The 12,896-nt window shown below is 70.7% G+C and carries 10 protein-coding genes; 6 read left to right on the top strand and 4 right to left on the bottom strand.

What is annotated here, in order from left to right:
* Positions 1 to 99: 99 nt before the first annotated feature.
* Positions 100 to 1,908 (bottom strand): IucA/IucC family protein, encoded by a 1,809-nt coding sequence (locus MKK88_RS28030; protein WP_244005675.1) that lies wholly within the window; start codon positions 1,906 to 1,908, stop codon positions 100 to 102.
* Positions 1,909 to 2,062: 154 nt separating this feature from the next.
* On the opposite strand from MKK88_RS28030, the gene MKK88_RS28025 reads away from it, so the two are divergent.
* Positions 2,063 to 3,328, top strand: a complete 1,266-nt coding sequence (locus tag MKK88_RS28025) for an MFS transporter (protein WP_244005673.1) — start codon at positions 2,063 to 2,065, stop codon at positions 3,326 to 3,328.
* On the opposite strand, the gene MKK88_RS28020 is transcribed toward MKK88_RS28025, so the two are convergent.
* Genes MKK88_RS28020 through MKK88_RS28010 form a run of 3 tightly spaced genes read right to left on the bottom strand, consistent with a single transcriptional unit; the run spans position 3,235 to position 7,086 of the window.
* Positions 3,235 to 4,476 carry an MFS transporter gene (locus MKK88_RS28020; protein WP_244005671.1) on the bottom strand — a complete coding sequence of 414 codons (1,242 nt, stop codon included), beginning with the start codon at positions 4,474 to 4,476 and terminating at the stop codon, positions 3,235 to 3,237. The genes MKK88_RS28025 and MKK88_RS28020 overlap by 94 nt on opposite strands.
* Positions 4,473 to 4,835 (bottom strand): hypothetical protein, encoded by a 363-nt coding sequence (locus tag MKK88_RS28015; RefSeq protein WP_244005669.1) that lies wholly within the window; start codon positions 4,833 to 4,835, stop codon positions 4,473 to 4,475. Before MKK88_RS28015 ends, MKK88_RS28020 begins: the two co-directional genes overlap by 4 nt.
* 4 nt (positions 4,836 to 4,839) lie before the next feature.
* Positions 4,840 to 7,086 (bottom strand): TonB-dependent receptor, encoded by a 2,247-nt coding sequence (locus tag MKK88_RS28010; RefSeq protein ID WP_313902356.1) that lies wholly within the window; start codon positions 7,084 to 7,086, stop codon positions 4,840 to 4,842.
* A 262-nt stretch (positions 7,087 to 7,348) separates the two neighbouring features.
* Here MKK88_RS28010 and MKK88_RS28000 point away from each other — a divergent pair, with 262 nt between their 5' ends.
* The 5 genes from MKK88_RS28000 to MKK88_RS27980 all read left to right on the top strand — a co-directional run.
* Positions 7,349 to 8,341 carry a helix-turn-helix transcriptional regulator gene (locus MKK88_RS28000; protein WP_244005667.1) on the top strand — a complete coding sequence of 331 codons (993 nt, stop codon included), beginning with the start codon at positions 7,349 to 7,351 and terminating at the stop codon, positions 8,339 to 8,341.
* 234 nt (positions 8,342 to 8,575) lie between these two features.
* Positions 8,576 to 9,187 carry an HWE histidine kinase domain-containing protein gene (locus MKK88_RS27995; protein ID WP_244005666.1) on the top strand — a complete coding sequence of 204 codons (612 nt, stop codon included), beginning with the start codon at positions 8,576 to 8,578 and terminating at the stop codon, positions 9,185 to 9,187.
* 725 nt (positions 9,188 to 9,912) lie between these two features.
* Complete coding sequence (locus MKK88_RS27990) at positions 9,913 to 10,623, top strand: TIGR04282 family arsenosugar biosynthesis glycosyltransferase (RefSeq protein ID WP_313902355.1); 711 nt, start codon at positions 9,913 to 9,915, stop codon at positions 10,621 to 10,623.
* Complete coding sequence (locus MKK88_RS27985) at positions 10,620 to 11,912, top strand: glycosyltransferase family 87 protein (RefSeq protein ID WP_244005664.1); 1,293 nt, start codon at positions 10,620 to 10,622, stop codon at positions 11,910 to 11,912. The genes MKK88_RS27990 and MKK88_RS27985 overlap by 4 nt, the downstream gene beginning before the upstream one ends.
* Positions 11,909 to 12,896, top strand: a 988-nt coding sequence (locus MKK88_RS27980; protein ID WP_244005662.1) for a radical SAM protein, incomplete at its 3' end; no start/stop codon positions are given. The genes MKK88_RS27985 and MKK88_RS27980, both read left to right, overlap by 4 nt.

The raw sequence follows: 12,896 nt of genomic DNA, 5'->3' as shown, positions 1-12,896 counted from the left end.
CCACGGCCAGGGCCTCGCCGGCCACCGGCCAGTGCCGGCTCGTTCCCCTCCAGCCGTCGAGGGGGATGCCGACGAAACTGTCGGCGCGGGTGCGCAGGGTCATGGGCGGACCTCCGCGGAATCGACGGCGAGCGGGTTGGGCAGGCCGACGTAATGCGCCAGGGGATCGGTCACGTCCGTGTTCTCGTTGATGTTGCGGAAGCAGATCATGAAATTGCCCTTGCTCCCGAGGGTCGGAGATTCGAGCAGGAGGCGCAGGCAGGTCGTGTCGGGAAGGTCCGTTCCGGCGAGCGCCTCAACGAGGCGGCGCAACCGCCGGGTGAGCACGTCCTCGCGCGCGAGGCCCGCGATGGCGATCGCGCCGATCACCGCGAAAACGCTGTTGACGATCAGGTAATAGGCCATGATCCGCGCGGCCTCGGCGGCGGCGAAGAGATGGCCAGATCCGAGGTCCAGCCCCGGCGCGGCTTCGGCGAGGGCGGGCAGGAATTCGCGCACGAAGCCCGTGCCCTGGCAGTCGCGGAAGAAGGCTTCCGCCGGCCAGCCGTCCGCAAGGCCGATGACGAGGTTCTGCTGGTGAGCGCCGAACAGCAGACCGTACGCGCATTGCATGCCGAGGAGCGGCTCGACCACGGTGTCGAGGAAACGGTCGAACCAGCGCAGGGCCACGGTCTCGGCCATACGCGCGCCGCCCGCCCGCTCGGCGATGCGCAGGATCGTGTCGGCGAGCGCGCTGCCCCGCCCGTCCGGATAGATCTCACAGAGGGCCGCCAGAACCGCCGCCGGGCGCTGCTGGGATCCGCGGAACGGGTTGTCGCGCAGCGCGACGATCGTCTGTGGCAGCATCGCGCCGTCGGCGCCGCGCAGGGCGAGGTAGCCCGGCTCGCCGAGGATGTGGAAACGCGGCCAGCGGGCGGCGATCGCCGCACCGATCGGGCCCTGCAGCAGCGCGTCGACCGCGAGGCCCCGCGCGCACTCGACGGGCTTGATCAGGCGCAGCGAGTTGGTGAGCCGGAGGCTCAGCGAATGCTTGAGCATGACCCGCGCATGCGGCGCGTAGAGGCTGCGCAGGGAGGTCGTGGCGAACCACGGGCTGCCGCCGGAGCCGTGGTCGATCAGCTGCCCTGAGCCGAACAGGGCGTCGACGGCGGGATCGAGGCCGAGCCGGGCCGCCTGCCAGGGATGCATTGGCAGGAGGACGCGGCCCTCCGCCGCCGCCAGGATCTGCCGGTCGAGGGCGGGATCCTCCGCGGCGAGGCCGGCGCTGAAATCCGCCGCCCCCTCGGCCCGCGCGCTGCCCTGCACCACCGCGTCGGGCGCGGCCGACCACCAGCGCAGGGGGAAACCCCGGCCGTATTCAGGCGCGAAGGTGCGCGCATCCTCGGGCGTGAACGCGTCCCGGCTGCGCGGGGTCGGATGCACCGCATGGCCGAAGCGCAGGGCCCGCTCGGCCTCCTGGAAGCTCGGATCGGCGTGCAGGCCGATCCGGGGCGCGGGCACCCGGGCGAGCGCGTCCTCGATGGCGGCGAGGCTCTGGAACACCCGGCCCAGGAAGGCCGGCGCGGCCCAGGCCGCCTCCGGGCCGACGATCTCCGGTTCATGGGCGATGGCCGCGGCGAAATCCGGGAAGGCCATGACCCGGGCGGGCGCGCCGGCGCGGTGCTCCCGGAACGGGAGGCGGAACACGTGCAGGCCGACCGAGGAGCGGTGGACGACCGCGATCTCCACCACGGAGCCGCGGCGCGGCAGGGGCATGCGCAGCCGCCACGCGCGGGGACCGGCCTCCTGATCCGCCTCGGCGGCCGGGGCGAGCGACCAGCCCCGCCACTCGCGCAGGAGGCTGTTCAGGAAGCTGCGCGCCGAGATCTCGCAAGCAACATCGGCCAAGCAGATGCCCGACTCGACCATGTTTAATCCTCCATCGCACGATAAAAGCCGATAGATGACGATGAAATGCGGCGCAATCCCGTTTCTATACTATGGAATTATTTCAAAACGACAAAACAAGCTTTGCGGCGCGGGCAGCCGATGCGCTAAGAGGGCGCCCATCGATGAGGCTCCCATGGCTCCAAACCCGATCGGCCCATCCGGACGCGCGGCGGCGCGGCTCTCGCTTGCGGCGGCATCCGTAGGCTTCGGTCAGTCGGCCGTCCTCGCGCTGGTGCCGGTGACCGCCGCGCGCACCGGGCTCGACCCGGCCGCGATCGGGGGCGTCGCCCTGCTCGGATCGGTGGTGTTCCTGCTCTGCGCGCCGGGCTGGGGGCATTACGGCGGCGCGTGGCGCCTGCGCCGCCTGTTCGGGGCGCTGGCCGCCCTGATGGGGCTGGGCCACGCCCTGTTCGGCCTCGCGCTCGTCCTGCCGGGTCTCCCGGCGGCCGGCGCGCTGGGCCTGCTGGCCGCGTCGCGGATCGCCTACGGGGCGGGCGCGGCCGGGGTGATGCCCCACGCCCAGGCCGCCCTGGTGCGCGGCCTGCCGGAGGCACTGCGCCCGGCGGCCCTCGGGCGGCTCGGTGCCGGCCTGTCGGTCGGCCGCATCCTCGGCGCGCTGGTGATGGCGGCCGGCCTGCTCGGGTCCGGCGCGCCGCTCCTCGTGCTCGTGGCGAGCCCGCTCCTGCTCCTCGCCGCGCCGGACCTCGCCGGCGGGGCCCGGCCGGCGCGGGGTGGCGCGGGACGGGATTTCCTGCACGCCGCGGCGCCGCTCCTGGCGATCGGCTTCGCGCTGACCATCGGCCTCGGGCAGATCCAGCTCGTGCTCGGCCTGTTCCTGCAGCAGCGCTTCGATCTCGGCGCCGAGGCGGCCGCCGGGTTCGTCGGGGCGACCTTCGCGCTGGTCGCTGTCGCGATGATCCTGACGCAGCTCCTCGTGGTGCCGCGCCTCGGCCGGGACCTCGGGCGCAACCTGGGCCTGGGCCTTGCCGGGTTCGCGGCCGGCTCCGGCCTGATCGCCCTGGCACCGGCCCCGTGGTTCGCCGGGCTCGGTTATGTCCTGGCCGGCGTCGGTCTCGCCCTCGCGACGCCGACCTACACGACGGCCCTGGTGGCCCGGGTGCCGGAGGCGGCACAGGCCGCCGCGGCGGGCTGGCTGGCGAGCGTGCACGTGCTGGGTCAGGGAATCGGCGCCCTGAGCGGCGGCGCGGCCTTCCGGCTCGCCCCGACCCTGCCGCCCTGGCTCTGCGCGGCGCTCGGCCTCGCGCTGATCCCCGTGGCCCTCCGGCTCGGGCGCGGCGGGGGCCATCAGGACGGCCCGCGGCCGGTGCCGAGCAGCCGCACGGTCGCCACCGTGGCGGCACCCGAAAGCAGCGTGGCGAGCCCGAACAGGGCGCCGTAGCCGAGGAGGTCGGCGAGCTTGCCCGAGATCAGCGAGCCGACGAAGTAGACGATGAGCTGCGCGCAGGCGAGGATCGTGAAGTCGGTGCCGGGCTGGTCGGTCGAGGCGGCCGCCATGAACAGGCTGTAGAGCGCCACGATCTCCATGTAGCGGATCAGCGTCTGGAACCCGGCCGCACCGAACAGCGGCCACAGGCCGACCACCGCGCCCAGCGCGTGGGCGGCGAACAGGGCGAAGCACAGGGTGCGCGCCGCGCCGAGCAGGCCGAGCGTGGCGGCGGTGCCGTAACGGCGCACCAGCAGCGCGGCGATGCCCGATCCGGCGAGCCCTGCGGTGGCTGCCGAGAGGCCCGACAGGTAGCCGATCCGGTCGAGCGGCACGCCGGCATCGACGAGGTAGGGGCCCTCCATCGCCTTCACGAGGCCCTCGCTGACCCGGTAGGTCAGGGCGACCCACAGGATGGTGCGCACCTCCGGCCGCCGCAGGAAGGCGCGGATCGAGGGGCGCGGCGCGGTTGCGGCAGGCGCGGGATCGCCCTCGCGCATGCAGAAGGCGGCGGCGAGCGGCGGCAGGCAGAAGGCGGCGGCGGTGAGCAGCATCACGCTCCAGCCGGCATGGTGGTAGAGCACGAGGCTCAGCGTCCCGCCGACCACCACGCCCAGGGCGACCGAGCCACCCTGGATCGCGTTGCCGATGGCGCGGTCCCCGGGCCGCAGCCGCGTCACCGCGTAGCCGTCGGTGGCGATGTCCTGCGTCGCGATCAGGAGCGCGGCGACGAAGCCGATGCCGATCAGGCCGGCGACATCGGTGGGGCCGAGCGGCAGCATCGCCAGGATGCAGCCGATCACGCCGATCTGGGTGACGATCACCCAGCCCGCCCGGTGCGCCCGCGCGAAGGGCCGGACCCGGTCGACCACCGGCGCCCAGATGAACTTCAGCACCAGCGGCAGGAACAGCAGGCTCAGGTAGCCGATCGCCGCCCGGGAGACCCCGGCCTCGCGCAGGATCGGCGGCAGGGCGGCCGCGATCAGGTAGGAGGGAATCGCCTGCGCCATGTAGAGCGCGGCCAGCACGGCGAAGAGGCGCAGCCGCTCGGACCGGACGACGCTGATGGGAGCATTCACGGAGGTACTCACGGGGGTGCTCATGCGAAAAAATCCCGCACCGCGGCCCGGGCGGCGGCCTCGTCGGGCGCGATCCGGATCGGGAAGCGCCAGAGCCGGCGGAACACGTCCGCCCCCGCCTCGGTGAAGCCGGGCCGCACGATGACGAGGCCGCGGCAGAGCCGGTCCAGCTCGGCGCGGGTGCGCTTGAACCACAGGTTCTGCGCGCGTTCCCCGGCCGGCGAGAGCTTGCCGATTCCGCCGAGCACCAGGATCAGCGCGAAGGGCGCGGTGCGCGCGCCGATCCGTTCCAGGGCGTCGAGATAGGCGGCCTCGTCGCCGGGAAGCGGCGGCCCGAGATAGCGCAGGACGACGAGGCCGTCCGTCTCCTCCACGGCGACCATCGGCTCAGAACGTCTTGCGATAGCCGACCGTGACGGTGCGCCCGAGCCCGTAGACGGTCAGATTGCGCACCGAGGTCGCGGTGGGGTTCCAGTAGGTGGCGTCGAACAGGTTGTCGACGGAGGCGTAGAGCTCGCCGCCGGCCAGGGGCGCGCCGACGGAGGCGTTCACCGTGAAGGCATCCTTGAGGCGGTAGCGGGTGCCCACGAGGTCGATGCGGGCATCGCGGCCGGTGAAGCCCTCGCCCTCCAGGCGGAACGACACGCCGTTCTCGAACAGGTAGGTGCCCGAGACCGTGGCGCGGAAGGGCGCGCCGATGCGGTTGTTGGGCAGATAGCTGTCGAGGCGCCCGTCCCGGTTGGTGTCGTAGCGGCCCTCGCGATAGCCCAGCACGGTGCCGAGGCTGAGCTGCTCGGTCACCTGCGCGTTGCCGGTGAACTCGACGCCGTAGATCTCCTCCTTCTGCTGGCTGAGCCGGCTGGTCAGCGGGTCGAAGGTCGTGCCCTCGTCCGAGGTCGAGACGAAGCCGCCGAGCGAGCCGGAGAAGATCCCGACCCGGCCGCGGATGCCGAAATCGTAGGAATTCACGATCTGCGCGCGGGGGGCGATGCTGGAATACGCGATGGTGGTGCCCGCCGGCAGGCAGAAGGGCCGCGCCAGCGGGCAGGCATAGGCGAGCGACAGGCCGGCCCGCCGCGTGAAGGCGCCGATATCGGCCAGCGCGTAGCCCTGGCTGAAGCCGCCGTAGAGGTCGATGCCGGGCAGGAGGTTGAAGGTCGCGCCCGCGTTGAAGGTCGGGGCCGCGTAGGAGAAGCGGCCGCCCGTGACGGCGACCGCCGGCAGCACGAAGGTCGAGTAGCCGAGGGCGTTGCGGGCGGCCGTCGCCGCGAAGGTGGTCGGCCGCGTATAGCCCGCCACGTCGAGGTCGAAATGCTCGTAGCGCATGCCGGCGCGCAGGGTCAGCCGCTCGCCCACGGGCAGCTGCAGCAGGGCGAAGCCGGCATAGCTGTTCTGCTGGAGCGGCGTGAACACGTCCGCGCCGTCGCGGGACCGCTGGCGCGTGGATTCGCTGATAACGTCGGTGCCCCAGGTCAGCTTCATCCCGGGGAGAAGGACGCTCAGATCCGTGTCGAGGGTCAGGTTGATGCCGCCGCGCTCGGTCGCCAGTGCGGATTGGTTGGCGAGGCTCGTGGGCGCGGTCGGCCTGAACGAGTAGGTCACGAACGGGTTCGCCGGATAGGCGAATTCCGTGTAGTTGAAGCGCTTGTTGATGTCGTTGAAGAAGCCGAGCAGTGACAGCGACCCGAGCGGCGTGTCGCGGTCTGTATAGCGCAGGTACAGCGAGCGCGTATCCTCGGCCACCGGCAGGCCGGGATAGAGCCGCGCATAGTTCGGGCGCGCGTAAGGCGCGGTGTAGTCCGTGAGGTAGCGCGGGTCCTGGTTGAGCAGGATCTGCGTGAGGCCGAACTCCAGGCGCTTGGCGAGGTCGAGGTCGTAGCCGAGCCGCAGGTTGATGTTGCCGAGCTGGAAGCGGTCGCCGCCGCCCTGGCCGAGCTGCCCGTCGGAGGGCATCTCCCGGCCCTTGCCGTCGTAGGTCCGGGCGGCGAAGCGCCCCGATCCGGTAAAGGCGTAGTCGACCCCGTCCGGCACCTTGCCGGTCACGCTGATCGAGGTCTCCGGCGCGATCCCGTGGAGAGGGTCGGCCGTGAAGGTCCGCAGGGCGGTGTTGACGGTGACGATCGGCTTCCCGTCGGTCGGGCGGCGGGTGATGAAGTTGACCGTGCCGCCGGTGGCTCCGGCGCTGTAGAGGCTGGAGGCACCGGCCACCACCTCGATCCGCTCCACGGAATTGAGATCGATCAGGTTGAGGATGCGCGAGACGTCGCGCAGGGGCGTGTTCACCGGCACGCCGTCGATCAGGACCAGGAGGTTGCGCCCGCGAAAACTCTCGGAGGCGCTGGAGATCGTGCCGTTCGGCGCCGAGAAGCCCGGCACCAGCTTGGCAAGGACCGCGGAGGGGTTCGGCGTCAGGGTGAGCTGCTGGCGGATCTGCGCGCGGTCGACCACCTGGACGCTCTGCGGCACGTCCTCGATCCGCCGCGGGGCGCGGGTGGCGGTCACCGAGATCTCGTCGAGGGCGACGGTCGGCGCGGCCGTCTGAGGGGACGTCTGCGCCCCGGCCGGACCGGCCAGGATCGTCCCCGCACCGAGGATCGCGACGAGACCGACATACCGCATGACGCTCAGACCCACCCTTGTGCACCCCGTCGGGGCGCCCCGTTGCCGCCATACGCGCCACCGCCCGTGTAAAACGGGGACGGTGCCGGCGTTGCGCGCAGTTTAAAATTCGTCTAATGAGAGAATTGCGAGGGGGTTGAACTCAGTTTCGAAGTAAATCCCGCAAAAATCCCTCGACATGATCTTGGGCGTCTAGCATGGTGATTGCCCGCCCGCTTGGACTGGGGCGAGCAACAGTACGGACTGCTGCGCAGGATCTGGCTGCACCGGGCATGCGATGACGAAGCGGATGGATCCGACCGAGGCTGCGGCCCTGATGGCGCGCGAGGGTACGCCGATACGCGCGGCACCAGCCGGCGGTGCGCTTCCGCAGGTGATCACGGGGGCGGAGGCCCTTCCCTTCCGCGGGCGCACCGCGATCCGCCTGGAGCCCGATCTCGGCATCGCCTCGGTGTTCGGCCCGTCCCGGACGTGGTGCGACGAGGGACCGGCCGAGCGCCTCCTCCTGGTCCGGCCCGCGGTCGGGCGTCTCCAGGTGACGCAGGGTGGGCGCACGCTGGCCTGCTGCTCGCGCGATGCGCTGCTCGTCGCGGCGAGCCGGGGGGCCGTGTTCGCCGCGACGGCGGTCGAGCGGATCGACATCCTGGCGATCGAGCGGCGCCAGCTCGCGGGGCCGCTCGCCACCCTCGAATCCGGCTTCCTCCGGCGGATCGGGCGGGACCATCCAGGCCTGCAGACCCTGACGGCCTATGCCGCGGGGCTGCTGCGCGGGCTGATTCCAGCCGCCACCGCCGGGCTGGCGGAGCTCGCCCGGGCGCATCTGGCCGAACTCCTGGCCGTCATCGTGCGCGAGCCCGACCTTCAGGCGAACGGGCCCGTCCCGAGCCGGCGCGACCAGCGGATCCAGGCGCTCAAGGCCGAGGTCGAGCAGCGCCTCGGCAGCCCGGACCTGAGCCTCGACACCGTGGCCCGGGCCCAGCGGATCTCGAGCCGGCAGATCCAGGCGCTGTTCCAGGCGGAGGGCGAGACCTTCTCGGGCTTCGTCCTCACCCGCCGCCTCGACCGGGCGATGCAGCGCCTCACGGATGGCGACGACGCGCGGCCGGTCGGCGCCATCGCGTTCGATGTCGGCTTCGGCGATTTGTCCTACTTCAACCGGACCTTCCGCAGGCGCTTCGGCCTCACCCCCTCGCAGGCGCGACGGTTACTGCGACGGGCAGACCGGGTCCCGGCCGTCGCTGCGGAGCGAGTCCGGGCCCCTGACGGGTGAGCCGCGCCGGGTTGCCGGGGCATCGGTTTGGGTCGTGCCGCGCCTCGATCAGGCCCTGCCGCGGGAGGGCGGCGGGCGCTGCCGCCAGCCCGTCGCGCCGTCCCTCAGGTCTGGACCAAAGAGCCCGAACGCTTCAGGCTCGATCCGTCCCATCACATCCCGGGACCATACATCCGGCGGCATTGCCCTGGGGACGTGACCGAGTCCAAGCCGACGAGCCGGCGCTTAGAGGTCTTGGTCAACGAACTGCAGCACCGGGCGCGCAAGCTGTTGGGCGTCGTCACTGCCGTAGCTGACCGCACAGTCAAGCAGGGTGGGGCGGTCGAGGCGTTTGAGAATCGTTTGCAGGCGCTCGGTCGAGCGCAGGGGCTGCTCAGCCAAGGCGGCGGCGACACCGTCGAGGTCGGCGCGATGGTCAAGGCCGAACTGGCAGCGCACGCTGATGGAGCGTCTGATCGCGCGACGATCACGGGGCCGGAGGTGCAACTCCAGGCGAGGCAGGTGCAGAACTTCGCGCTGGCGCTGCACGAGCCAACCACGAACGCGGTGAAGTACGGCGCGCTGAAGGTCGAGACCGGCCGGCTCGCTGTCACCGGGGACGTGGTGCTGGACAAACGCGAGCGCCGCCGGCTGGCGCTCGGCTGGATTGGGAGTGAAGTCCCCATCGATCTGGATCTGGTCACGCGCCGCCGCTACGGCACTGCGTTGATCCAAGAGGCGCTGGCCTACGCGCTGAACGCCACCGTGGATTACGAGTTGAGCTCGGATCGAAATGCCGGTCCCCTGAACGCCGGGAAGGAGACTCCCTATGGTCCGCGAAGGGTCGTGAGCCCCCGGCGGCTATGACTGCTTCGATGTGTCCGCCGCCCAGAAGCCGACTGGCGGGGAGCCACACCCAGCGGATATCAAGCCCCCGACCCACAATGGCTGGGATCGAACACATGCGGGTAACAGCAATGAACTGCCGATCCCGTGGATCTTGATCTGAGTCGTTGGCGCAACGTCAAGGGTTGCATCCCACCCCTGGGAGGCGCCTCCGTTCGCCGTGGCAATCTATTCAGTAGTGTATCTGCTGGCGAGCATGGTTCTTTTGTTAGGGTTGTCCCGAAGGAGCCGTAACACGTAGAAACCCTATGCTGTGACCGCTTAATGAGCCTCTTCTGACGCCATTCGCGAGTTCGCTGAGGACCGTGAGCAGGCGTTATGGCGGGGTCTGCACCTGTTACCTCCCTCCTGAAATCGGACCGCCCGAAATCCACCCCTCTGAGACGTTCGCGCAACCCCTTGGTGGCGGCCGATGCTGCCGGGAAGCGGCTTGTCCGGTTCCGCGTGCGGCCCTGGCAAGGGCGGACGGCCCCTCATCCGAAGGCTCACTCAGCAGTATGCGTGCGGTCTGAATGGGATTCGAATGGCCGATACAGGCAGTTCGCGGAGGCTCATCAGCCGCGAGAGCCAGATCCGACCTGATTTTGTGATTTGGCTTTCCAGCATGGATTTGCTCTCCCTTTGCCGCGGACGCAACGTCCCATCACGGCTTCGAGCACCCGGCGCTGCGCCGATATGGGGGACGCATGACGGCAGCGCTCGGGATCATGTGCAAGGCCCCGCGTCCCGGCCTGACCAAGACGCGCCTTGCCGCACGCCTCGGTCCAGAGAAGGCAGCCCGTCTCTCCGCGTGTTTCCTGGAGGATGTCGCCGCTGTAGTGCTCGCGGTCCCGGAAGCGCTGGGTAGGCAGGGATACGGGATCTATGCACCCGCAGGATCGGAGGCAGAACTCGCCGCGATCCTGCCGCCCGCCTTTCGCCTGCTGCTGCAAGAGGGATCCGATTTTGGGGTCATCCTCGCAACGGCCGTGCGCCGTCTCTTGACCGAACAGGCGCACGACTGTGTCGTGCTGATCAACGCCGACTCGCCGACCCTGCCCGCCGCGCTGCTCACGAAGACGATCGTCTCCCTGCGGCGCCCCGGGGACCGCGTGGTGCTCGGGCCCGCCATCGACGGCGGCTACACGCATATCGGGCTGAAGACCGACCATCCCGAACTGTTCGTCGGCATCCCGTGGAGCACGGACGCGGTGCTGGCCCGTACGCTGGAGCGGGCCGCCGGCATCAGCTTGGAGGCCGAGGTGCTTCCCCCCTGGTACGACATCGACGATGCGGCGACGTTTCGCCTCCTCCTCGACGAGATCGCGGGAATTCCACCGGCTTTCGCCGCGGACGGGATCGTCGGCGGTCGGGCGCCCGCGACGCGCGCGCTGCTGACCCAGTGGCGTGACGCGTGAGCCCGGCCCGGCGCCTGACCGCACTCGGCATCGCCGGAACCGTGCTGATCGGTCTCGGCATGCCGCTCCTTCGGGGCTTCGGCGACGATGCGTTCCTGGCGCTCGCCTGCGCCGGCGGCGTGATCGCCGCTCTGGCGGCCAGCACGCGGGACATCGCGGGATCCCGGGCGCTGGCCGTCATCGTCGGGGCCGGCCTCGCGATGCGACTCCTCGCGCTGTCCGCACCGCCGATCCTGTCGACCGACATCTTCCGCTACGTCTGGGACGGGGTGGTGCAGGGCGCCGGGATCAACCCCTACCGCTATGTGCCGGCCGATCCGGCTCTGGCGTTCCTGCGCGATGCGCAGGTCTACCCGTTCATCAACCGCGCCGACTACGCGGTGACCATCTACCCCCCGGTCGCGCAGGCCTTCTTCTTCCTCGTCACCCGCTTCTCGGCGAGCCCGCTCGCCATCAAGGTCGCCCTCGTGGCGTGCGAGGGGGTGACGATCTGCGCCCTGATCGGTCTGCTGCGGCTCACGGGACAGTCGGAGACCCGCGTGGCGGCCTACGCCTGGCATCCGCTCCCGGTCTGGGAGATCGCGGGCCAGGGCCATATCGACGGCCTGATGATCGCCCTGATGATGCTCGGCCTGTGGCTGGCCCTGGCCGTCGGACGCCGCTATGCGGGCGCGACATCGGTGGTACTGGCGGCGCTGGCCAAGCCGTTCGCGCTGATCGCGCTGCCCGGCCTGTGGCGTCCCTGGGACTGGCGGATGGTCGCCCTCGTGCCGGTCGTCATGGCGCTCGCCTATCTGCCCTACCTGTCCGTCGGGAGCGGCGTGCTCGGCTTCCTCGCCACCGGCTACGCCGACGAGCAGGGCCTGTCCTCGGGCTGGGGCTTCACCCTGCTGCGACTCTGGCGGCAGGTGGTCGGGATGTGGCCCCATGACACCCAAGTCTACCTGGCCCTGTGCCTGACGATCCTGGCGGTCCTGGCGCTGTGGACCGGGTTCCGGCGCGTCCGCACGCCGGAGCGGAGCCTGCGCGACATCAATCGTTCGATCGTGATGTTACTGTTTCTGCTCTCGCCCGAATTCCCGTGGTATCTGTTGATGGCCGTGCCGTTCTTGAGCGTCGCCGCCACGCTTCCGGGTTGGGTTCTCACGGTGGGAGGCTTCATGCTCTACGACGTCGTCCCCGGCGATCCGCAGCTCTCCTACGACGCCCGCTCGGCCATCCTCGCCGCCCTGGTGGCGGCCGCGGCGCTGGTGCAGGTCAGGATCCGCCACACCGGGCTCACCCGATGACCATAGCCACCCACCCCGCCACGCCGGCCATCGACCCGCGCCGCTACCACGAAGCGGCGCCGCGGACGGTCGAGACCGTGGTCGAGCGCATGCCGGTCTGCCTCTATCTGGAGGTCACGAACCGCTGCAACCTGCTCTGCACCACCTGTCCGCGCACCTATGTCGAACTTGAGCCGCCGGCCGACATGAGCTGGGCGCTGTTCACCTCCATCGTCGATCAGGTGCCGGATCTCAGCCGCGCCGTGCTCCACGGGGTCGGCGAGCCGATGCTGGTCAAGGACCTGCCCCGCATGGTCCGCTACCTCAAGGATCGCGGAACCTACGTCCTGTTCAACACCAACGGCACGGTCCTGTCGGAGAAGAACGGGCGGGCCCTGATCGAGGCGGGCCTGGACGAATTGCGCGTCTCGCTCGATGCCTCGACGCGGGCCTCCTACATCACGGTGCGCGGCAAGGATTATTTCGAGCGGATCCTGAAGAACGTCCGGGCGTTCCGGGCGCTGCAGGAACGGGAGGGCCACGCGAAGCCGCGGGTCTCGGCCTGGCTCACCGGCCTCAAGGAGACCCTGCCGGAGCTGCCCGCCTTCGTGCGGGTGGCGGCCGAGGCCGGCGTCAGGGAAGTGTACCTCCAGCGGCTGGTCTATTTCGCGGACGACGCCATCGGCCTGGCGCGGCCCGATCAGGCCCTCTATGAGCGCATGGCGGCGGATGAGGCCCACTACCTCGACGAGGCCGAGGCGGTCGCGCGCGAACTCGGGCTCACCTTCTCGGCCTCGGGGGCGGCGAGCGAGCCGGGGATGAGCCTCCGCCGCGACACCGACGGCTCGCCCTGGTCCCTGTGCCGCCGGCCCTGGAACGTGATGTACGTCACCGCCAACGGCCGGGCGCTGCCGTGCTGCATCGCGCCGTTCTCGCAGCGCGGCTACGAGAACTACACCCTCGGCGACGCCACGCAGGACACCCTGCGGGCGATCTGGAACGGCC

This window comes from Methylobacterium sp. E-005 (assembly GCF_022829725.1).
Lineage (GTDB): Bacteria > Pseudomonadota > Alphaproteobacteria > Rhizobiales > Beijerinckiaceae > Methylobacterium.
Note: the sequence above shows the minus strand (reverse complement) of the source record. Positions and strands in the feature narration are given on the sequence as shown.